Origin of the sequence: Streptomyces zhaozhouensis (assembly GCF_900230195.1) — a bacterium.
Lineage (GTDB): Bacteria > Actinomycetota > Actinomycetes > Streptomycetales > Streptomycetaceae > Streptomyces > Streptomyces zhaozhouensis.
Window position 1 is genome coordinate 411,240 of the sequence record NZ_OCNE01000003.1, and the last position, 21,378, is coordinate 432,617.

General features: G+C 74.4%; 18 protein-coding genes. 6 read left to right on the forward strand and 12 right to left on the reverse strand.

The annotated features are described in order from the left end of the window. The first annotated feature begins 51 nt into the window (after nucleotides 1-51). The gene (locus CRP51_RS07705; RefSeq protein WP_097230257.1) at nucleotides 52-1,728 is read left to right on the forward strand and encodes a glycoside hydrolase family 13 protein; all 1,677 of its coding nucleotides are present in this window, start codon (nucleotides 52-54) and stop codon (nucleotides 1,726-1,728) included. A gap of 94 nt (nucleotides 1,729-1,822) precedes the next feature. Here CRP51_RS07705 and CRP51_RS07710 read toward each other — a convergent pair whose 3' ends face one another. From CRP51_RS07710 to CRP51_RS07720, 3 genes are read right to left on the reverse strand one after another with little or no spacing between them, the layout of a single operon-like run. Further along, nucleotides 1,823-2,191 carry a GntR family transcriptional regulator gene (locus CRP51_RS07710; RefSeq protein WP_097230258.1) on the reverse strand — a complete coding sequence of 123 codons (369 nt, stop codon included), beginning with the start codon at nucleotides 2,189-2,191 and terminating at the stop codon, nucleotides 1,823-1,825. A gap of 45 nt (nucleotides 2,192-2,236) precedes the next feature. Beyond that, nucleotides 2,237-3,583 (reverse strand): lysine N(6)-hydroxylase/L-ornithine N(5)-oxygenase family protein, encoded by a 1,347-nt coding sequence (locus CRP51_RS07715; protein WP_245880429.1) that lies wholly within the window; start codon nucleotides 3,581-3,583, stop codon nucleotides 2,237-2,239. After that, nucleotides 3,580-5,124, reverse strand: a complete 1,545-nt coding sequence (locus tag CRP51_RS07720) for a pyridoxal phosphate-dependent decarboxylase family protein (RefSeq protein ID WP_099459291.1) — start codon at nucleotides 5,122-5,124, stop codon at nucleotides 3,580-3,582. Before CRP51_RS07720 ends, CRP51_RS07715 begins: the two co-directional genes overlap by 4 nt. A gap of 243 nt (nucleotides 5,125-5,367) precedes the next feature. Here CRP51_RS07720 and CRP51_RS07725 point away from each other — a divergent pair, with 243 nt between their 5' ends. Next, a complete protein-coding gene (locus tag CRP51_RS07725; RefSeq protein ID WP_097230259.1) occupies nucleotides 5,368-6,024 on the forward strand; it encodes a pyridoxamine 5'-phosphate oxidase family protein in 657 nt (218 codons plus the stop codon). Nucleotides 6,025-6,037: 13 nt separating this feature from the next. Here the strand turns inward: CRP51_RS07725 and CRP51_RS07730 are convergent, their stop codons facing one another. The 3 genes from CRP51_RS07730 to CRP51_RS07740 form a co-directional block, all read right to left on the reverse strand. Continuing rightward, nucleotides 6,038-6,904 (reverse strand): esterase/lipase family protein, encoded by an 867-nt coding sequence (locus tag CRP51_RS07730; RefSeq protein ID WP_097230260.1) that lies wholly within the window; start codon nucleotides 6,902-6,904, stop codon nucleotides 6,038-6,040. A gap of 123 nt (nucleotides 6,905-7,027) precedes the next feature. Then, nucleotides 7,028-8,011, reverse strand: coding sequence for a DNA polymerase Y family protein (locus tag CRP51_RS07735; protein WP_097230261.1), 984 nt, complete (start codon nucleotides 8,009-8,011; stop codon nucleotides 7,028-7,030). After that, nucleotides 8,008-11,451, reverse strand: a complete 3,444-nt coding sequence (locus tag CRP51_RS07740) for a DNA polymerase III subunit alpha (protein WP_097230262.1) — start codon at nucleotides 11,449-11,451, stop codon at nucleotides 8,008-8,010. The genes CRP51_RS07735 and CRP51_RS07740 overlap by 4 nt, the downstream gene beginning before the upstream one ends. Nucleotides 11,452-11,729: 278 nt before the next feature. Between CRP51_RS07740 and CRP51_RS07745 the strand changes: the two genes are divergently transcribed. After that, nucleotides 11,730-12,395: an HAD family hydrolase gene (locus CRP51_RS07745; protein ID WP_245880430.1), complete on the forward strand. Its 666-nt coding sequence runs from the start codon at nucleotides 11,730-11,732 to the stop codon at nucleotides 12,393-12,395. Between the two features lie 213 nt (nucleotides 12,396-12,608). After that, nucleotides 12,609-12,812: a cold-shock protein gene (locus tag CRP51_RS07750; protein WP_097230264.1), complete on the forward strand. Its 204-nt coding sequence runs from the start codon at nucleotides 12,609-12,611 to the stop codon at nucleotides 12,810-12,812. 82 nt (nucleotides 12,813-12,894) lie between these two features. On the opposite strand, the gene CRP51_RS07755 is transcribed toward CRP51_RS07750, so the two are convergent. Together CRP51_RS07755 and CRP51_RS07760 are read right to left on the reverse strand one after the other, a co-directional pair. Continuing rightward, a complete protein-coding gene (locus CRP51_RS07755; protein ID WP_245880431.1) occupies nucleotides 12,895-13,737 on the reverse strand; it encodes a pentapeptide repeat-containing protein in 843 nt (280 codons plus the stop codon). A gap of 114 nt (nucleotides 13,738-13,851) precedes the next feature. Beyond that, the gene (locus CRP51_RS07760) at nucleotides 13,852-14,712 is read right to left on the reverse strand and encodes a phytanoyl-CoA dioxygenase family protein (protein ID WP_097230265.1); all 861 of its coding nucleotides are present in this window, start codon (nucleotides 14,710-14,712) and stop codon (nucleotides 13,852-13,854) included. Nucleotides 14,713-14,893: 181 nt separating this feature from the next. On the opposite strand from CRP51_RS07760, the gene CRP51_RS07765 reads away from it, so the two are divergent. Then, nucleotides 14,894-15,847 (forward strand): helix-turn-helix domain-containing protein, encoded by a 954-nt coding sequence (locus tag CRP51_RS07765; RefSeq protein ID WP_097230266.1) that lies wholly within the window; start codon nucleotides 14,894-14,896, stop codon nucleotides 15,845-15,847. Between the two features lie 86 nt (nucleotides 15,848-15,933). After that, complete coding sequence (locus tag CRP51_RS07770) at nucleotides 15,934-16,962, forward strand: aspartate-semialdehyde dehydrogenase (RefSeq protein ID WP_097230267.1); 1,029 nt, start codon at nucleotides 15,934-15,936, stop codon at nucleotides 16,960-16,962. Between the two features lie 93 nt (nucleotides 16,963-17,055). On the opposite strand, the gene CRP51_RS07775 is transcribed toward CRP51_RS07770, so the two are convergent. The 4 genes from CRP51_RS07775 to CRP51_RS07790 form a co-directional block, all read right to left on the reverse strand. Then, nucleotides 17,056-17,379: a chaplin gene (locus CRP51_RS07775; protein ID WP_097230268.1), complete on the reverse strand. Its 324-nt coding sequence runs from the start codon at nucleotides 17,377-17,379 to the stop codon at nucleotides 17,056-17,058. A gap of 113 nt (nucleotides 17,380-17,492) precedes the next feature. Continuing rightward, the gene (locus tag CRP51_RS07780; protein WP_097230269.1) at nucleotides 17,493-18,671 is read right to left on the reverse strand and encodes a DUF5685 family protein; all 1,179 of its coding nucleotides are present in this window, start codon (nucleotides 18,669-18,671) and stop codon (nucleotides 17,493-17,495) included. Nucleotides 18,672-18,827: 156 nt separating this feature from the next. Further along, nucleotides 18,828-19,901: a S1 family peptidase gene (locus tag CRP51_RS07785; protein WP_097230270.1), complete on the reverse strand. Its 1,074-nt coding sequence runs from the start codon at nucleotides 19,899-19,901 to the stop codon at nucleotides 18,828-18,830. 489 nt (nucleotides 19,902-20,390) lie between these two features. Further along, entirely contained in the window at nucleotides 20,391-21,308 is a 918-nt protein-coding gene (locus CRP51_RS07790) for a S1 family peptidase (RefSeq protein WP_097230271.1), read from the reverse strand. Between the last annotated feature and the right edge of the window lie 70 nt (nucleotides 21,309-21,378).

Consider the following 21,378-nt stretch of genomic DNA (forward strand, 5'->3'; position numbering starts at 1 on the left):
CCGCCGACCGCGCATCTCCCAGGGTCAACTCGCAAGAGGAATGGAAGATACGTGCCCCGCACCCGCATTGACCAGAAGTCGGCCGCGCCCTGGTGGCGAGACGCCGTCATCTACCAGGTCTACATCAGAAGCTTCGCCGACGGGAACGGCGACGGGATCGGCGACCTCGCCGGTCTGCGTGCCCGTCTGCCCTACCTTCAGGAACTGGGGGTGGACGCGCTGTGGATCAACCCCTGGTATCCGTCCCCGATGGCCGACGGCGGCTACGACGTCGCCGACTACCGGAACATCGACCCCGCCTTCGGCACCCTCGCCGAGGCGGAGGAGATGATCGCCGAGGCGCACACCTTCGGGATGCGCGTCGTGCTGGACATCGTCCCCAACCACACCTCCGACCAACACGCCTGGTTCCAGGAGGCGTTGGCCGCCGCGCCGGGATCTCCCGAGCGGGAGCGCTACGTCTTCAGGGACGGCCTCGGTGAGGACGGCGCACGGCCGCCCAACGACTGGCGCAGCCGGTTCGGCGGCCCCGCGTGGACGCGGATCACCGAGCCCGACGGCACGCCGGGCCAGTGGTACCTGCACCTGTTCGACTCGCTCCAGCCGGACCTGCACTGGGGGAACCGGGAGGTGCGGGACGAGTTCGAGGCGATTTTGCGCTTCTGGTTCGACCGGGGTGTGGACGGCTTCCGGATCGACGTGGCGCACGGGCTGGTCAAGGACCCGGCCCTGCCCGACCTGGGCATCCCCGAGGACGCCGTCTTCGAGCACGAGCGGCACCGGGAGAGCCACCCGCACTGGGACCAGGACGGGGTGCACGAGATCTACCAGGCGTGGCGCAAGATCGCCGACTCCTACGCGGGCGACCGGGTCTTCGTGGCCGAGGCGCATGTGCGGGACGAGCGGCTGGCCGGCTACCTGCGCCAGGACGAGCTGCACACGGCGTTCAACTTCCCCTATCTGAAGTCCTCCTGGGAGCCGAAGGCGATGCGGGAGGTGATCGACCGCAGCGTGACCACGCTGGCGACGGTCGGCGCGCCGCCGACCTGGGTGCTCTCCAACCACGACGTGCCCCGGCACGTGACCCGCTACGGGCGGGAGGACACCACGACGCACGAGCACGACACCGTCGGGGGCCGGGTCGACCTGGAACTGGGAACGCGCAGGGCGCGCGCCGCCGCGCTGCTGACGCTGGCGCTGCCCGGCGGCGCCTACCTGTACCAGGGCGAGGAGTTGGGCCTGTGGGAGGTCGAGGACCTGCCGGACGAGGTGCTGGCCGACCCGACGTGGGAGCGTTCCGGGCGCACGGTGCGCGGGCGCGACGGCTGCCGGGTGCCGCTGCCGTGGTCGGGGCTCGACGGGCCGTTCGGCTTCGGGCCGAAGGGCACGGAGCCGTGGCTGCCGCAGCCGGCCGAGTGGAAGAGCCTGACGGCGCAGGCGCAGTCGGGCATCCCCTGGTCGATGCTGGAGCTGTACCGCTCGGCGCTGCGGCTGCGGCGGGAGCAGCCGGGCTTCGACAGCGGGACGCTGCGCTGGTTGACGACGCCGGAGGGGGTGCTCGCGTTCGAGCGGTCGCCGGTGCTGCGGTGCGCGGTCAACTTCTCGGGTGAGCCGTACCCGCTGCCGAAGAACTGGGGCGTGCTGTTGACCAGCGAGCGGCTGGTCAACGGACACCTGCCGCCGGACACGACGGTCTGGCTCTGGGGCGGCGGCTCAGCGCGGGGGTGACGTCGCCCTCGCCGGTCGTCGATCGGGGCGGTCGGCCCGCTGCCGCGAGGCACCGGGCCGACCGCGCCCCTCCCCCGCCGGCGACGCGTCCCGTCTATGAGGCGTACGCGGCGCGGACCGCCTCGACCGCCGCGGCGAGGGCCTCGTCCGCGTTGAGGCCGAGCCGCTTCGCGCGGCGCGCGAAGGTCTCGGCCGCGGCCGCCGCCTCCCGGGCGGCGGCCGAGTCGGCCGGCGCGACGAACGTGCCCTGGCGCCCCCGCGTCTCCACGACGCCGTCGGCCTCCAGGGTGCGGTACGCCTTGGCGACCGTGTTGACCGCGACGCCCAGTTCCGCGGCGAGGGCCCGCACGGTGGGCAGCCGGTAGCCGACGGGCAGCGCGCCGCCTCTGGCCTGCTCGGCCACCTGGCGGCACAGCTGCTCGTAGGGCGGCACGGCGGACTCGGGGTCGATGCGCACTGTCATCCCGTTCATCGGTCCGATTCTGCCGCACCGCCCCCGGCGCCCGCGTCAGCCGGCCGGCGGGCCGCCGGGGCCGAAGGTCTGGAACGCGGTGTTCCTCGGGATCCGGAAGACCTCGCGCCCGCTGACCGCGTTCAGGATCAGGGCGCTGCGGTAGGCGCCGATGCCCAGGTCGGGGGCGGCGGCCCCGTGCGTGTGGAGTTCGGCGTTCTGGACGAAGAGCCCGCCGGTGACCTCGGGGGCGGTCGCCACCCGGTGCTCGGCCGAGACGTCGTAGCGGCCTCGCGCGTCCCAGACGATCAGCTTCTCGACGGGCGCCAGGCAGTCGGGGCGGCGGGCCGCGTAGCCGGTGGAGGCGATCACGGCGTCGGTGCGGTGGACGGCCTCGCGTTCGGTGTCGGCGTGCCAGGTGGTCAGGCGCAGGCCGCCGTCCTCGTCGGGTTCGGCGCCGCGCACGGCCGTGGCCGGGAGCAGCGTGACGGGCGGCCGGTCGCCGTCGAGCAGGTGGTCGTAGAGCTCCTGGTGGATGAGGTCGATCGTCTCGCTGTCGATGCCCTTGTAGAGCTGCCACTGGGAGGTGACCAGTCGGTCCCTGGTCTCCGGTGGCAACGCGTGGAAGTACCGCATGTAGGCGGGGGTGGTGTACTCCAGCACCAGCTTGGAGTAGTCCAGTGGGGCGAACCCCCAGGAGCGGGTGAGCCAGTTGACCGACCAGTCGGCGTCGCGCTGGCGGCGCAGCAGGTCGAGGAAGACCTCGGCGCCCGACTGGCCGGAGCCGACCACGGTGACGGAACGGGTGCCGGCGTCGACGAGCGCGTCGACGCGGTGCAGGTACTCGCCGGAGTGGAAGACGCGGTCGCCGGCCAGCCGGCGCAGCGGCTCGGGGAGGACGGGTTCGGTGCCGACACCCATGACGAGGTGGCGGGCGCGGCGGGTGGTGACGGCGCCGGTGGCGGTGTCGCGGAGGGTGAGCAGCCAGCGTGCGGCCGCGGCGTCCCAGTCGACGGCCGTCACGTCGGTGCCGAAGTGGCAGCCGGGCAGCCGGGCGGCGGCCCAGGCGCAGTAGTCGGCGTACTCGCGGCGCGGGACGTGGAAGCGTTCGGCGATGTAGAAGGGGTACATCCGGTCGTGTTCGACCAGGTAGTTGAGGAACGACCAGCGGCTGGTGGGGCGGATCAGGGTGACGAGGTCGGCGAGGAAGCCGACCTGGAGCGAGGCCCAGTCGAACATCAGGCCCGGGTGCCAGTCGTAGCGCGGGCGGCGGTCGAACGCGGCGAAGCGCAGCTCGGGCACCTCGTCGGCGAGCGCGGCGAGGGCGAGGTTGAACGGTCCTATGCCGACGGCCGCCAGGTCGAGGTCGGGCTCGGTCACGGACCCGGTTGCGGACTCGGTCACGGGAGTTCCTCCGTCTCCACCGCGCGGCCCGCCGCCTCGACGGCGGTCAGCAGCTCCTGGATGTCGTCCCGCGTGGCCTGCGGGTTGAGCAGGGTGAGTTTGAGCCGGACGCGGCCGGTGGTCGCGTCGCCGGCCAGGTCGTCGGTGCGGCCGATCAGGGCGCGCCCCTGGAGCAGCAGCCGGCGGCGCAGGGCACCGTTGACGGCGTCGGCGCGTGCGGGGTCGGCGGTGCCGCCGGCGGGCACGTAGCGGAAGACCACGGTGGTGAGCACCGGGGTGGCGACCAGTTCCAGGCGGGGGTGGGCCGTTATCCGTTCGGCGGCGAAGACGGCCAGGTCGTGGCAGGTCTCCAGCATCCGGCCTATGCCGCGCCTGCCGAGCGCGAGGAAGGTGGCGACGACCTTGAGCGCGTCCGCCCTGCGGGTGGTGGCCAACGAGTGGCCGAGCAGCCCGTCGTAGCCGGCGGCGCCGTCGTCGTCGGGGTTGAGGTAGGCGACGCGCAGCCCGGTGCTGCCCGTCAGGTCGGCGCGGTCGCGGACCAGCAGCACGCTGGCGGCGGCCGGCTGCCAGGCGGTCTTGTGCAGGTCGATGGTGAGCGAGTCGGCGTGCTCGACGCCGTCGAGCAGCGGGCGCAGCCGGTCGGAGAAGAGGGCGCCGCCCCCGTAGGCGGCGTCGACGTGCAGGCGCGCGCCGTGGCGGTGGGCGGCGGCGGCCAGCTCCGCCAGCGGGTCGACGGAACCGTAGTCGGTGGTGCCGGCGGTGGCGACGACGGCGATCGGCAGTTCGTTCTCGGGGCGCGCGGCGAGGGCCCGCTCCAGCGCCTCGGCGGTCATCCTGCGGTGCGCGTCGGCGGGCACGGGGCGGACGGCCTCCTCGCCCAGGCCCAGCACCGAGCAGGCCCTGGCGACCGAGAAGTGCGCCAACTCGGAGCAGTAGACGACGGGTTGGGTGGCCATTCCGGTCAGGCCCGCGCTTCTGACGTCGCGTTGGGCGCGCAGCGCGGTGTCGCGGGCGATGAGGAGCGCCTGGAGGTTGGAGGCGGTGCCGCCGGGGGTGAGCACCCCGTCGGCGTGCGGTCCGTAGCCGGCGAGCGCGGTGAGCGCGCGCACCAGGCGGCTCTCCAACTCGACGGCGACGGGGCCGCTGTCCCAGGTGTCGACGGAGGCGTTGAACGCGGAGGCCAGCACGTCGGTCGCGGTGGCGACGCCGAGGGCCGGGGGCTGGAGGTGGGCGGCGGCCCTGGGGTGGGCGAGGTCGACGGTGTGGCTGGCGTAGGTCCTGGCCAGCGCGAGCACCGCGTCGCGGCCGCCGCCGTCGGCCGGCAGGGGGCCGTCGGGGAGCTGGGCGTCCACCACGTGGGCGAGTTCGAGGGGGGTGAGCGGCGGGAGCGGGCCGCCCCGGCGGCGCAGGGCCTTGGCGGCCTCGCTGGTCAACTCGCCGACGAGGCGGCCGACCTCGACGATGCCCTCGGGGTCGGCGGCCAGCAGGTCGGGCTCCCTCAGGGGGTCGGGCGCGGGCACGGTGGGTACGTGGCCGGACATGCTCATGAGTCGGTGGCGTCCCTTGTCTCGGGTGTCGCGGCTGTCGTGGGGGTGTACGTGTCCGGAGAGCGCGGCCGGACGGCAACCCACGACAATTTAGGTTAGGCACACCTAACCTTGCAACCGAGCCCCGCCACACCGGGCTTCGCCGGCGCCACTGTCAGTGGGCGGGAGTAGGGTCGCCGAGCAGAAGGAAGCCCCCGACGCCCCCGGGGGGCTTCGGGCAGCGGGGAGGAGCGCGCGGTGGTCGACGACGAGGCGTCCTGGCGGAGGGACGGGGAGATACACGAGGTCACCGGCGAGGCGGAGTTGACCGCGCTGGTCGGCGAGCCCAAGCCGTACACCAGGGACAAGGTCCGCACCGCGCTGCACCCGTGGGACCGGGAGTGGCTGGCGCACTCGCCGCTCTGCCTGGTCGCCACCTCGGACGCCGAGGGCCGGCTCGACGTCTCGCCGAAGGGCGATCCGGCCGGCGTCGCGCTGGTGTTGGACGACCACACGCTCGCGCTCCCCGACCGTCCGGGCAACCGCCGGGTGGACGGCTTCCGCAACATCCTGCGCAACCCGCGGGTCGGGCTGATCTTCCTGCTGCCGGGGCGGGGCGACACACTGCGGGTCAACGGCCGCGCCAGGATCGTCAGCCGGGCGCCGTTCCTGGACCGCATGGTGGTCCGGGGCAACCGCCCCCGGCTCGCGCTGCTGGTGGAGGTCGAGGAGGTCTTCCACCACTGCGCCAAGGCGTTCCTGCGCTCCCGCGCCTGGGAGCCGGAGAGCTGGCGGCCGGACGCGCTGCCGGCCAGGGCCCGGCTCGCCCAGGCGCTGGAGCGCCCCGACGAGCCGCTGGAGGTGCTGGAGGAGCACTACGGCCCGGCCTACGCCCAGCGGCTCTACGGGGAGTGAGGCGCCGGGCCCCTCAGGAGACGAGGTGGCGGCAGTCGGTCGGCTCGGCGCCCGCCGGGTCGAGGGCGTTGACCACCTCGTGGAAGGCCATCCGGTCGCTGAGGCCGATGGTGACGTGCTCGGAGACGTTGAGCGGGCAGAGGTCCTGGAGCAGCACGTTGCGCACGCCCGGCTCGTCGATGAACTGCGTCTCGTACGGCGTGACGACCTGGTCGTAGCGGGTGGCGATCACGGTGTACTCGACACCGGGGACGGTGTACCCGTCGGCGTTCAGCTCGGTCAGGAAGTCGGAGCCGACGACCTGTTGGGTCAGCGCCGGGGTGAAGGTGTCGAGGGCGTCGGCGAGTCCGGGGACGAGGTCGAGCAGCGTGGTGAGCCCGGACAGGGTGGTGCCGTTGGTGCTGGGCGCGAGCGCGACCAGGGCGTTGACCTTGTCGGCGGCGCCCGGGTGGTTCTTGAGGTAGTGACGGGGCATCATCCCGCCCTGGGAGTGGCCGACGATGTCCACCTCGTCGGCGCCGGTGGCGGCCAGCACCTCGTCGACATAGGCGGCCAGTTGCCCGGAGGACTCCTCGATGGGGCCGAGCGCGGCGAGGACGGGCACCCCCGGCAGCCGGCCGTAGTCCAACGAGTAGACGCAGTAGCCGCGGTCGACCAGATAGGGGGCGAGCCCCAGCCAGTTGACGGTGCCGTTGGCGCCGGTGCCGTGGACCAGGACGACGGGGCGGTGCTCGGAGGAGCAGTCGGACTCGTTCCACCCGCCGGTCGGGGCCGCGGCGTGCGCGGTGCCGCCGGGCAGCGCGAGCAGGGGCAGGGCCAACAGGCCGGCGAACAGGGCGCGTCGGCTGGTGCGTGATGGTGTCGGTGTCCCGAAGGGCATGGCGGCTCTCCTCACCCGGGGTATCGGTGTGGCTCGCGTCACAGCGGCGGGCCCATGCCAAGTTACGGGCGGGTAACCCGCCCCGCCCACAGGCGAGACGGTGAAGAAGTCTTCACGCGTCACTCACAGCGCGACCGTACGCGCCGCCGGCCCCACGGCCCGCGCGCCGAACCGGCGCCTGGCGCGGTCGGCGGCCAGCTCGGCGCGGCGGCGGCGCTCGTCGGCCGGGTCCAGGGAGAGCTGACGGGTGGCGCGTTCCGCCGCCGCGAGCCCGTCGGCGCGCAGCGCGACCGCGCGCACCCGGGCGCGTTGCAGCCCGAGCGCGTCGTGCAGGGCGTCGGCGAGGGCGAGCAACGCCGGGGTGTGCGCGGTCGGTTCGGCCAGCCCCCGGCGGCGGGTGGTGGTGGCGTGGTCGGCGTAGCGGACGGTGAGGGTCAGCGCGCCGGCGGTCTGGCCGGCGCCGCGCAGCCGGTAACCCAGCTCGTCGGCGAGGGTCAGCAGCGCGCGGTGGCGCCGGCCGGCGTCGAGTTCGTCGCGGTCGAAGCGGTGCTCGACGGCCAGCGAGGGCTCCGGGGCGCCCGGCACCACCGGCGTGGGGTCCTGCCCCTCGGCCAGCGCGCGCAGCCTGCGCGCCTCGCGTGCGCCGAGCACCCGTTGCAGCGTGGCGGGCGGCGCGGCGGCCAGCCGGCCCACCGTTCCCAGCCCGTAGCCGGCCAGCGCGCGGGCGGTCGAGGCGCCCACCCCCGGCAGCGCGTCGACCGGCAGCTCGGCGAGGAACGCGGCGACGCCCCCGGCGTCGGCCGGCACCACCCACACCCCGGGACCGTCGCGGCCGACCAGGGCCAGCCGGGCCAGCAGCGGGTTGGAGGCGACGCCCACCGCGCAGTCCACGCCGTGCCGCGCCAGCGCGCGCACCCGCAGCAGCCCCGCCAGCCGCTCGGCGTCGGAGCCGAAGTAGCGCAACGCGCCCCCGACGTCGGCGAGCGCGCCCTCCGGCGGCAGGGCGCGCACCACGGGGGTGAGATCCCCCAACAGCCCGACCAGCGCCGGGTGTTCCTCCGGCCGGTGGCCGAGGAAGCGGACCTGGAGCACCGCGCGTCCGGTCATCCCGCGCTCCCGGGGCTGGCGTGCCAGAGCTTGCGCGGCGTCTTCGCCGACCCGCCGGCCGGCCGCAGGTCGGCCCAGGGGTGCAGGGGATGCCCACCCGGCTGCTCGATCCGCCGGGTCACCTCCGCCTCGGCGGCCTCCCGTTCGCCCTCCGCCGCCCGTTCACCCGCCGCCGCCTCGGTGTGGGCGAGATGCTCGGCGACCGCGGGCAGGCCACCGGCGGCGCGGAGGTCGGCGAGGTCGGCGAGGTCCCAGGCGATCTCGCCGACCACGCTCAACGTGCGCGGCCCGCGCCGCTGCACCGTGCCGCGCACCAGCAGCAGCCAGGAGTGGAAGACGGTGTGGGCGCTGGCGGCGTGGCTGTCCTCGAAGAAGGCGAGGTCGACCAGGCCGTGGGTGTCGTCCAGGGTCACGAAGATCACCCGCCGCCCCGAGCGGATCGGCGGGGTCTGGGTGGCGACCTTGGCGCCGGCCACCAGCACCGTCTCACCGTGCGCCACCTCGCGCAGCCGGCGCGCGTCGACCACCCCCAGCTCGTCGAGGAACGCCCGGTGGTCGGCGAGCAGATGGCGCTGGGTCTCCATGCCGAGCACGCCCAGCTCGGCGTCCAGGCGCTCGCCCCCGTCCAGGTCGGGCAGGCCGGCCGGCGGGGTGCGGGCGGCGTCGGCCAGCGGCAGCTGCCGCGCGCCGGGGCGCCGCCCCCGGCGCTGGCGGTGCAGCTCGGCCAGGTGCAGCAACAGGTCGCGCCGGTTCTCGCCGAAGGCGTCCAACGCGCCGACGGTGGCGAGCCGTTCGGCGACCGGGCGGCTGGGCGCGGCGCGGTTGACCAGGTCGGGGAGCGAGGCGTACGGGCGGCCCGCCGCGATCCTGGCCGCCTCCTCCTCGGCGATGCCCTTCACCTCGCCGAGCGCCAGCCGCACGCCCCACACCCCGGATTCAGACTCCAGTTCGATTCGATAGACCGCGTCGGACCGGTTCACGTCGAGCGGCAGCACCGGCACCCCGCGCCGCCTGGCGTCGGCGAGCAGCAGCCGCTTGGGGTACATCCCGGGGTCGTGGGTCAGCAGCCCGGCGTAGAAAGCGGCCGGGTGGTGGGCCTTGAGCCAGGCCGACTGGTAGGTCGGCACGGCGAAGGCCACCGCGTGCGCCTTGCAGAAGCCGTAGGCGCCGAACGACTGGACGCTCTCCCAGGCGCGGGCGACCACCTCCGGCGGGTAGCCGCGCCGCTCGGCCAGCTCGGTGAACCAGACCCGGACCCGGCCCAGGCGCTCCGCGTCGGACAGCGCCCGCCTGGCCTCGTCGGCCAGTCCGGCGTCGCAGCCGGTCATGGTCGCGATCACCCCGATGATCTGCTCGTGGAAGACCACCACCCCGTGGGTCTCCCGCAGCACCGGCTCCAGGTCGCGGTGGAGGAAACGGGCCGCGCGCCGGCCGTGCTTGGCGTCGATGAACGGGTTGACCATGTCCGCGGAGACGGGGCCCGGCCGAAAGAGCGATATGTCGACCACCAGGTCGTGGAAGTCCACGGGTTGCAGCCGGCCCAGCAGGTCGCGCTGGCCGGGGGACTCGATCTGGAAGCAGCCCAGGGTCTCGGTGGAACGGATCAGCCGGTAGGTCTCCGGGTCGCCCTCGGGCACCCGGTCCAGGTCGATCCGCTCGCCGGTGGCCCTCTCGGTCTCGGCCACCGCGTGCGCCATCGCCGACTGCATCCGCACCCCGAGCACGTCGAGCTTGAGCAGCCCGAGGTCCTCCACGTCCTCCTTGTCGAACTGGGACATCGCGAACCCCTCCCCGCTGGTGGGCACCACCGGGGTGCGGGCGCGCAGCGAGGCGTCGGAGAGCAGCACCCCGCACGGGTGCATCGCCATCCCGCGCGGCAGCCCGTCCAGCGCCTCCACCAGCTCCCACATCCGGGGCCCGTAGGCGTCGGCGTCCACCCCGCGCAGCTCGGGCAGCTCGGCCAGCGCGGCGCGCGCGTCCCCGGCCCTGATGTGCGGGAACGCCTTGGCCAGCCGGTCCACCTCGGCCGGTTCGACGCCGAGCGCCAGCCCGACGTCCCGCACCGCGTGCCGCACCCGGTAGGTCTCCGGCATCGCGACGGTCGCCACCCGCTCCTCGCCGAAGCGCGCGAAGATGGCCCGGTACGCCTCCAGCCTGCGGGCCGACTCGACGTCCACGTCGATGTCGGGGAGGACCGGGCGGCGCGGGGAGAGGAAGCGCTCCATCAGCAGTCCGTGCTCCACCGGGTCGGCGGCGGCGATCCCCAGCAGGTGGTTGACCAGCGACCCCGCTCCCGAGCCCCGCGCGGTGACCCGGATGCCCAGCGCGCGGACGTCCTCCACCACCTGGGCGACGGTCAGGAAGTAGGAGGCGTAGCCGAGTCGTTCGACGATCGCCAGCTCGGCGTCGAGCCGGTCCCACCGCGCGCGGTCCGCCGCGTGGCCGCGGAGCGTCATCGCGGCGGCGCAGCGGGAGCGCAGCACCCGGGCGGCGGTGCGCCGTTCGGCGCCGACCAGCGCGGGCTCGGGGAAGTGGACGCTGCCGAGGCCCAGGTCGTCCTCGGGGTCGACCCGGCAGGAGAGCGCGGTCTCGGCGGTGTGCTCCAGCAGCCGGCGCGCGGCGTCGGGACCGTAGCCGGCGGCGCGGGCGACGCGCTCGGCCTCGCGCTCCATCGCGGCCGGGTCCTTCAGCCACCGCTCCCCGTTGTCCAGCGCGCCGCGCGTGTCGACCGGCACCAGCCGGCGGGCGGAGTCCAGCACGTCGGCCACCGGGCCCTGGCCCGGGTCGGCGTAGCGGACGGCGTTCCCGAGCACCGGGACGACGCCGGTCTCGGCGGCCAGGCCCAGGGTGCGGGCCGCGGTGCGCTCCGGGCCGCTGGCCACCACCTCCAGCCGCAGCGCCGGCCCGAACACCTCCCGCCAGGGCGCCAGCAGCCGCACGGCCCGGTCGGGGCGGCCCGCCGTCAGCGCGCGCCCGGGCTCGGAGTCCGGGCCCAGCAGCGCGAGAACGCCGCGCCCGCCTCCGGCGGCCAGCTCCGCCCAGGGCAGCAGCGGCCGTTCCCCGCCGCCGGCGTGGGCCGCGGTGACCAGCCGGCACAGCTCGGCCCAGCCGGCCGCGCCGTCCGTGGCCAGCAGCACCACCCGGGGCGCCGACTCGTCGGTGAACGCGCCCCCGCGCACGGGAGTGCGGCGACGTTGCGTGGCGGTGCGCTCGCGCTCCTCGGGCGGGCCGACGGCCAGCTCGACGCCGTAGACCGGGCGCACCCCGGCCGCCGCGCAGCCCTTGGCGAAGCGGACCGCGCCGGCCAGGGTGTCGCGATCGGTGAGCGCGACCGCCTCCATCCCCCGCTCCCCGGCCCTCCGGGCCAGCCGCTCGGGGTGCGAGGCGCCGTAGCGGAGCGAGAACCCCGAGGCCACATGGAGATGGGTGAACCCCGCCATCGCCGCACCGCCTCTCGTCGCGCACCGCCCCCCAGGCCGTCTCCCGGCCCGTCGCCCCCGCCGTTCCGGTCCACCATAAACCAGCCATCGAACGTACGTACGATTGATGTCCTTCGCAGGTCACCCGGGCTTTCGGCGATCTTCGCTGGCCGAAAAACGACGGGCGGACAACACCCCTCGCCACGCCCCGAGTTGCCCCTCACCCCGGCTTCCGCGCCCCCGCGGGTGCGACGCTTCTCACGCTCCTGGGCGCACGCTCCGCGCGCTAGGCTTCCCGGGTGGCGAATCCCTCCATACCCCCGTTCGACCTGGTGATCTTCGACTGTGACGGCGTGCTCGTGGACAGCGAGCCGCTGGCCCTGAAGGTCTGCCTGGAGCTGGGCGCCGAGCTGGGCTGGCCCCTGACCGAGGACGAGGTGGTCGACCGCTTCCTCGGCCGCTCCGAGCGCGCGGTCGAGCGGCAGATCGCCGAACGGCTCGGCGCGGAGCTGGCCGTCCGCTGGGGCGAGGAGTACCGCGCCCGGCTGGCCCGCGTGATCGACGCCGAACTGGCCGAGGTGGCCGGCGTCTCCGAGGCGCTGGACGCGCTGCCGATACCGCTGTCCTGCATCGCCTCCAGCGGCAGCCACGACAAGATGCGCCGCACCCTGGGGCGCACCGGGCTGCGCGCCAGGTTCGAGGGCAGGATCTTCAGCGCCGGCGAGGTGGAGCGCGGCAAGCCGGAGCCCGACCTCTTCCTCCACGCGGCGCGGCGGATGGGGGTCCCGCCGGCCCGCTGCGCGGTGGTCGAGGACAGCCAGTACGGCGTGCGCGCCGCCCGCGCCGCCGGGATGCGCGCCTTCGGCTACGCGGGCGGGCTGACCCCGGCCGACTGGCTCGCCGGCCCCGGCACCACCGTCTTCCACGACATGCGGGAGCTGCCCGCCCTGCTGGCCGCCGCCTGACGGGGAACGCCGCGCGCGGGCCGGGGCGCTGTGCTACCGTGGCGGAAGTTGCAGTTGTGGTTCCCAAGAATTTCAGGTGCTCTTCCCGTCCGTTACTACGTTCGGTGAGCACCTTTTTTCATTTTCCGGTTGTTTCCGGAAGGGGGAAATCATCACAGCGACTCCGGCTCCGCAAGGTGCGGTTCCGGGTCTGCCCCCGAAGGAGACGCAGGGATGGCTTCAGGCACCGTCAAGTGGTTCAACGCCGAAAAGGGCTTCGGCTTCATCGAGCAGGAGGGTGGCGGCGCCGACGTGTTCGCCCACTACTCCAACATCTCGGGCTCCGGCTTCCGTGAGCTGCACGAGGGCCAGAAGGTGACCTTCGACGTGACCCAGGGCCAGAAGGGCCCGCAGGCGGAGAACATCGTTCCCGCCTGATCGCGCCCCACGGCGTGCCAGGGCCCCGTCCCCGTTTCCACGGGGGCGGGGCCCTTCGCTTTCCCGCGTTCCGGCGCCCCGGCTAGCCGGCCCAGTGCGCCGGCCGGGTCAGTCCCTCGGGAACGGTGGTCGCGCCGTCGCCGCGCGCCGCGTTCAGCTGGGCCTGGGTGACGAAGAGCGCGCCGTCGAGACGGGCTCCGCGCAGGTCGGCGGCGCGCAGGTCGGCCCCGATCAGATCCGCCCCGCGCAGGTCGGCCCCACCGAGCTCGGCCGCGAGCAGCAGCGCGCCCCGCAGATTGGCGCCGCGCAGGTCCGCCCGGCGCAGCCGGGCGCCGACCAGGTCGGCGCCCCTGCGGTAGCGGCGCGCGGCCGGCAGCCCGGCCCTGGCGCGCTCGCTCACCGCGAGCAGCAGCGCGTTGACCCCGTCGCGGTGCGCCGGCACGTCCAGCGCCAGCAGCTCGTCCGCGTCGGCGTCGACCAGCCGCTCGGTCTCGGCCAGCGCCGGGTCGAGGCGGTCGGCGAACGGGGCGGCGGCGGGCAGCGAACGGGCCACCGTCAGGTACCACAGCAGCTCGTGGAGCTGGCGCTGCACCGGGAAGACGGCGAACATCCGGCGGGCCAGCTCCGGGTCCCCGCGCCAGTCCCGGCCGCCGAAGGTGACCTGGGAGACCCGCTGACCGGCGCCGAAGCAGTCGAAGACCGCGCAGCCCGCGTAGCCGGACTCCCGCAGCCGCGCGTGGATGCCGCAGCCGGAGTCGGCGCCCAGGTGGCCGCACGGGGTGCCGGCCGGCTTGCTCCGCGCGAAGTCCGCCGAGGCGGCGAACGGCAGCGCCACACAGCACAGGCCGTGGCAGTCGGCGCAGTCGCCGACCAGCGCCAGCCGCCGCCGCGCACCCGCCGTCACCGGCACCGTCCCGTCCGCCACCGCGGTACCCCCGTCGTTCTCGTCCCGCGGGGCCCGTCGGCCCCGCGCGCCCCATTGTCCCCCCGGCCGGGGTCAGGGCCGGCCGGGGGGCGTGCGGGGTCGGACACGCGCCGATCAGTGCGGCGCGCGCCCGCCGTCGTCGAACTCCGTCCCACAGGGGCCGGCGCCCACGCTCTCCGGCAGCCGCACCCGGTCTCCGCTCATCGCCATGGTCGGGTACCAGGTCCCGATCCGCTCCGTGGAACGCCCCACGTAGTGGCAGATGAACGAGCGGCGGAAGCGGTCGGCCGTGCGGTTGGGTTGCGAGCCGTGGACCAGGCTGCCGTTGAAGAACAGCACGTCGCCCGGCTCCATGTCGACCGGCACCGCGGCCAGTCCGGGCGGCGGGGGAACGTACTCCCGCACGAAGGAGAGCGTCGGGTCGGCCTCTTCCGGACAGAAGATGTCCATCTCGTGAGTGCCAGGGACCACTTCCAGCCCGCCGTTGTCGCGGTCGATCAGGTCGCAGGCCACCCAGGCCGCCACGCAGGTGCCGGGCTCGACCCGCAGATAGAAGTTGTCCTGGTGCAACGCCTGTCCCCTGGCGCCGGGCGGCTTGTAGTAGAACATGCTCTGCGCCGCCAGCGGCTCCTCCCCCAGCAGCCCCTCCAGCACCACGCGCAGCCTGGCGTCCAGCAGCCAGCGCAGCGCCAGCTGGCTGATCTGGTGCGGGTGCATCACCCGGGGCAGCCGCGCCAGCGGGTCCTCGGGCGCGCCGGGGGCCGGCTCCCTCGGCTCGAAGTGTCCCGGCACCGGGCCGCCCTCGCCGATCGCCGTGAACTCGGCCCGCAGCTCCTCGATCTCCTCCCGCGCGAAGAGCCCGCGCAGCACCAGGAACCCCTGGTCCCTGAAGCGCCTCCGCTCCGCCTCCGGCAGGGTTCCCTCTGTCTCCTCGACCGCCCCGCCGACCGTTCGGCGGGTCTCCGCTGTAGTCATCTCATCGCTCCCGATGGTGCCGTCGTCGGCTTCTTCGGTTGTCCCGGACGGGGGTGGCGTGTGCCGGGGATGTCTGTTTGGCTCGCACCTCGACGCGGGGCGCGGTGCCCCGCGACCTGTTCGCCTCGACCGTTCGCCCCGTTGTCCGTTCCGACGCTAGGCGCGCTCGGCGGCCTGGAGGATGCCCGTGAACGCTGGGGACCTGCCCGGGGCTGCTGCTCCCCCGCCCGGGCTGCTGACCGTGGGGTACTTCGACGAGCGGCCCGGCTACGCGGTGGGCCGCCCGCGCGGCGCGGACAGCTGGCTCTTCACCTGGACCGTCGCGGGCGCCGGCCGGCTGCGCCAGGGCCCTGACGAGACCGCCGCGGGCCCCGGCGACCTGGTCGCCCTCGGCCCCCGGGCGCCCCACGGATACGCGGTGGACGAGGGCGCGGAGCGGTGGGCCTTCTGGTGGGTGCACTGCCAGGCCAGACCCGCCTGGGCCGGCTGGCTGCGCCCGCACCGCTCGGCCGGCGGCGGGCTCTACGCGGTGCGCGGCGTGCCGGAGTTCGCGCGGGGGCGGATCGCCGCCGCCTTCGCGCGGATGGCGGCCGACGCCCGCTGGTCGGGCGAGGCCCCGGGGCCGGCGCCCCGGCCGGCGGAGGCGCCGGGGCCCGTGGCGGTGGCGCACGGCTCGGCCGCCAGGGAGCTGGCGCTGGGCGCGCTGGAGGAGGTCGTGGTGCTGGCCGGCTCCACCGCGCGCGCCCCCGGCGCGGGGCCGGTGGCGGGCGACGGCGTGGACCCCAGGGTGCGCCGGGTCGCGGCGTTGATCGCAGCCGATCCGGGCGCCCCGCACACCGTGGCGTCGCTGGCCGCCCGGGTGGCGCTCTCCCCGTCCCGGCTGGCGCACCTGTTCGCCGAGCAGCTCGGCCAGCCGCCGATGCGGGCGCTGCGCGAGGCCCGACTGCGGCACGCGGCACGGCTGTTGGAGGTCACCGACCTCTCGGTGGCCAGGGTGGCGGCCTCCGCCGGCTTCGCCAGCGCGTTCCACTTCAGCCGGGTCTTCCGGGAGCGCTACGGGGCGCCCCCCGGTGCCTACCGCGTCGACCGCGCCGGGGGCGGCTCCCCGGGTGACCGCGACGGGCCGGGAGTGTGACCAGCGTCAAAGAACTGGCTGGCAGGGAATCCAGCGGGCAGGGTAGGAGGCGGAAGACGGCTACCAGCACCGAGGTAAGGAGCCCCATGAAGATCGGGATCGTTGGCGCGACCGGACAGGTCGGCGGCGTGATGCGCGCGATTCTCGCCGAGCGGAAGTTCCCGGTGGAGCAGCTGCGGCTCTTCGCCTCGGCCCGTTCGGCCGGTCGCACCCTCCCGTGGGGCGACGGCGAGATCACCGTCGAGGACGCGGCCACGGCCGACTTCTCCGGTCTCGACATCGCGCTCTTCTCCGCCGGGAAGGCCACCTCCAAGGCGCTGGCAGAGAAGGTTGCCGCCGCCGGCGCCGTGGTGATCGACAACTCCTCGGCCTGGCGGATGGACCCCGGGGTCCCGCTGGTCGTCTCCGAGGTCAACCCGCACGCGATCGCGGAGCGCCCCAAGGGCATCATCGCCAACCCCAACTGCACCACCATGGCGGCCATGCCGGTGCTGCGGCCGCTGCACCGCGAGGCGGAGCTGTCCGCGCTGGTGGCCACCACCTACCAGGCGGTCTCCGGCAGCGGTCTGACCGGCGTCGCCGAGCTGCACACCCAGGCGAAGTCCGCGCTGGCCCAGGACGCGACGGCGCTCACCTTCGACGGCTCGGCGGTCGACTTCCCCGCTCCCGAGCAGTACGTGCGGCCGATCGCGTTCAACGTGCTGCCGATGGCCGGTTCGATCGTGGACGACGGCCTGGAGGAGACCGACGAGGAGCAGAAGCTCCGCAACGAGACCCGCAAGATCCTGGAGATCCCCGGGCTGCCGGTGGCCGGCACCTGTGTGCGGGTCCCCGTCTTCACCGGCCACTCGCTCCAGCTCAACGCGCGCTTCGCCCACCCCCTCACCCCGCGCCGGGCGCTCGAACTGCTCGGCGAGGCCGAGGGCGTGGCGCTCTCCGACATCCCGACCCCGCTCCAGGCGGCGGGCCGCGACGTCTCCTTCGTGGGGCGCGTGCGCAGGGACGAGACGGTGGAGAACGGGCTCTCGCTCTTCGTCTCCGGGGACAACCTGCGCAAGGGCGCGGCGCTCAACGCGGTGCAGATCGCGGAGCTGGTCGCCGCCGAGCTGGGCTGAGCGCGGCCGGAAACGGGCGGTGGCCCGCGTCCTCGTTCTCACGAACGGGGACGCGGGCCACCTTCGTCACGTCGGTACGGCGGGTGCGTCGGGTCAGGCGTTGACGCAGATGTTGCCGCTGGCCGGGTTGAGCAGGCCGATGATGTTGATCGAGTTCCCGCAGACGTTCACGGGGATGTGGATCGGGACCTGGATGTTGTTGCCGGACAGCACGCCGGGCGAACCAGCGGCGAAGCCGATGGCACCGGCACCGCTGTGGTGCCCGCCCTTGCCGTGCTTGTCACCCTTGTCGTGCTTGTCGCCGTGGTCGGAGACCGTGCGGGGCGAGTGCTGCTCGGTGGCGGAGGCGGCCGAGCCGGCGCCGAGAACGACGGTGCAGGCAACGGCCGTCACGGCCGCAGCGGTGCGAAGACGCATGGGGTTACCCCTCGTGAGGAAGAACTGAACGGGAAGATCTCACCGCGCGCCCGGCCGCCGACCTGGGCATTACTCCACTCGGAGGCGTGTCGTCCACCGCCGCGCGACGCCCCTCAGCAGTTGCAGTCGCAGCAGCAGCCGTCGCAGTCGCAGCACCGGCAGCAGTCGCAGCAGTCGCCGCACTTGTGGCACCAGCCCTCGCGGCGCCGGCCGCGCCACGGCTCGCGGTACTCCGAGCGGCAGCACACCTGGCAGGTGCAGAACAGCCCGGTCCACACCGCGCAGCCGGCCAGCCGGCCGCGGATCAGCGGCGGCTTCCCCGTCGGGGGCGGCGGCGGGCCGAAGCCGCCGCCGGGGCCCGGAGCCCCCGGGCCGGGCGCGTGGGGGCCGGGCGCGTGGGAGCCCTGAGGACGAGGCCCCCCGGGATGGGAGCACGTCGTCCCGAAGCCGCGGTCCACCGCCCGCTCCAGCTCGTGCACCAGCAGCGCGTGCGCCAGCCTGCCGTCGTCGAACTCGCAGTCGTCCAGGGCCAGTCGCACCCCCCTTACCGCGTCGTCGCAGAGCCGGCGGACCTCGGCGGCGGGGGTGGCGGTCACGTCGATCGGGTTCCACAGGCCGGCGGCCCGGTCGGCCGCCAGGTCCTCGACGGCGTCCAGCAGGTGGGCGAGCCGGCCGAAGAGCCGGCCGGCCTCGGCCAGCGGCGCCGCGTTCTCCGGACGCCCGGCGAGACGCGCGGTGTGGGCGAAGACGGCGGAGGTGGCGGTCTCCGTGGGCTCGGTGACGGCGAGCAGGGGACTGCCGAGCGCGGTGCGTTCCTCGATCGCCTGCTGCCGCCGCACGGCCTCGACCAGCACACCGGTGTCGAAGCCGACGCCGGCGCCGCCCCTGGCACCGGCCGCGTCCCAGCTCCCGGCGACCCGGGTGGCCGCCGCGGCGAGCGGCCGGCGGCGGAACGCGCCGTCGCCGTCCGCCACATGGTCCCTGATCTTGGCCGAGGCCAGCACCAGGGAGACGGCGGCGGCCAGTTGGGCGCCGGCCCCCTCGGCGACCGTGGCGGTGCGCATTCCGCGCAGCGGGCACGGCCCCGCGGTGCGCCGCCCGCCGGGGCGCGGCGCGGGCAGCTGGGCGTCGTGCAGCACGGAGACCAGCAGCCCGTCGTAGTTGGTGGCGACCCTGGCCGCCTGGCCGTGCGTCCCGCGCAGCGCGAGGCAGAGGCCGCACAGATGGGCCGTCCACTCCTCGCGCAGCCCCCGGGACAAGCGGTGCTGACAGGGCCTGATGATGCCGAACACGTGCGCTCCCCGAACCCGTGGGGCACACCGGCCCCGCCCATCCCACACTTCCAGGACGCACGGACCCCCGGCCGCGGTTGCGGCCGGGGGTCCGGGTGGAGAGATCGCGCTCACCCTGGCCGGGCCGCCACGGGGACGGCCAGGCCAGGGGTGCCGTTACGGAAGCTGCGAGCCGGTGGCGGCCAGGGCGTCCGTGACGGGGTAGAAGAAGGTCTGGCCACCGGAGGAGCAGTTGCCGCTGCCACCGGAGGTCAGGCCGACCGCGTCGCTGCCGGAGAACAGCGCGCCGCCCGAGTCGCCGGGCTCGGCGCAGACGTCGGTCTCGATGGTGCCGTAGACCGTGCCCTGCGGGTAGCTGACGGCGACGTCGGTACCGGTCACCGAGCCGCCGTGCAGACCGGTGGTGCTGCCGGAGCGCTCCACCGACTGGCCGACGACGGCCTCGGCCGCACCGCTGATGGACTGGGTGCTGCCGTCGTAGCGGTTGACCTCGCTGGCGCCGCTGCCGCTGCTGTACTCGACGAGCGCGTAGTCGGCGCCCGGGAACTCGCCGGCGGTCATGGTGCCGATCGGCGAACCGCCGGAGGTGTCGGACCAGCTGCTGCCGACGCTGCCGCAGTGACCGGCGGTGAGGAACGCCGCACCACCGTTCACGTTGAAGCCGGCCGAGCAGCGCGCGCCCGAGCTGTAGATGGCGTCACCACCGGCGACGAAGGGCTGGAACTCGCCGTTCACCGACTCCAGGGTGGCCAGGTCGCCCAGCTCGCTGACACCCGCCTGGATGTCGGCCAGGTCGGCCTCGGACACGGTGCTGTCCACCTTGACCTTGACCGCGTTGCTCACGGGGTCCACGGACCACGAGGTGCCCGGCACGGCGAACGTGTCGACCTCGGTCATGACCTCGTTGAGGGTCTCCTGGCTGTTCTCGACGATCCGGGCCTCGGCGCCGGACTCCTCGACGAGGGCCGCCGCGCTCTCGTCCAGGACGTTGACCACGAGGGTCTGGGAGTCGGATTCGTAGTAGGTGCCGGCGGCGGCGGTGTCGCCCAGCTCCTCGACCAGGGTGGTCGCGAGCGTTCCGGCCTCGGCCGAGGTCAGCACGCTCGGGGTCGCGGCTTCGTCCGCCGGGCTGGCGCTCGCTTGAGCGACGGCGAAGGAGCCGACGAAGAGGGCTGCCACACCGGTGGCGGCAACCGTGATGCGCCGGGCTGACGTGCGTCGATGAGTCACGCTTTTTTCCTCCTGTGGGGGTTGGAGCTTTCGCTCCGGAGTAGCAAGGACCCGGCCAGACCCTGATGCTGGTCCGCCACGTCCATGCCAAGCGGTACCGGCGAGTATTCCCATGAGCCCCTGGGTCACACAAGAACAAGTTCTTGCCCCGACCAGATCATCACACTGGTGCGCGTTACGCGCATAAACCGCCCGGAACACTCCGGATTTCCCCCTCAATAGGTGCACAGTTGGGGCGACCAAGGGGGTCCACACCGGCGTGCAGGGGCGCACGGTCCGTCACATGCGCTGGTCTGGACCTGGCTTGAAATCGCTTCTCGGGCCGGTCACGGCTCTCCCCGTGGCCACCATGGAGCGAACACGCCTCACAGAGGCGTTCACACGCGCCCCCCGAACGCACCACTGCCCCCACCCGGGTGAGGGCGGGGGCAGTGGCCGGAGCTCGCCCCCGTCGCGTGTCGACGCGGCGGGCGCGCGGGCGCGCGGGGCCTAGAGGATGCTGGCCCCGTAGTCGTTCAGCGCCTCGACGACCGGCTGGAAGTAGGTCGTGCCGCCGACGGAGCAGTTGCCGTTGCCGCCGGAGGTGAGGCCGATGGCGGTGTTGCCGGAGAAGAGCGGGCCGCCGCTGTCGCCGGGCTCGGCGCAGACGTTGGTCCGGATGAGACCGGAGACGATGTCACCGCCGCCGTAGTTGACCGTGGCGTTGAGCCCGGTCACCGAGCCGCCGCTGACGCCGGTGGTGCTGCCGGAGCGGGTCACCGAGAGGCCGACGGTCGCGTTGGCCGCGCCGGTGATGTCCCGGGTGGTGCCGTTGTACAGGTTGACCACGCCGGGGCGCGGGACCGAGGAGTTGTCGTAACGCACCAGGCCGTAGTCGTCGCCGGGGAAGCTGGCGTCGATGCTCGGGCCGATGTAGGTGCCGAGGCCGGAGTTGGCGTACCAGCCCGGCAGACCCTCCGTGCAGTGGCCGGCCGTCAGGAAGTAGGCCGACCCGCCGATGCTGACGTTGAAGCCGGCGGAGCAGCGCCAGCCCGCGGACGCGTAGATGGCGTCCCCGCCCGCGATCAGACGCGTGATCTCCCCCTCGGTGCGCTCGATCGTGAGGGCACCGGCGAGGTCTCCCGCCTGCTCGGTGATCTCCCGGATCTCCGCGTCGGTGACGGTCTCGTCGACCGTGACCTCCAGGGTGTTGGTCTCCTCGTCCACCAGCCAGGCGGTGCCGGCGATGTCGGCGGCGAGCACCGCGTCGCCGGCGGTGGAGAGCTCCGACGCGGAGAAGGTCCGGACCTCCTCCGCCTGCGCCGTGCCCGGCAGGGCGAAGGCGGCGGCGGCGAGAAGGCCGGTCCCGGCGGCGATCAGCCCCAGGCGGGAGCCGCGTCTGTGAGGGTTGGTGCGCTTCAAACTCACGTGCTTCCTCCAGTCAAGGAATGGGTGACCCTGTGGGTGTCGGGTCGTGAGGCGTGGTCGGGATCACGCA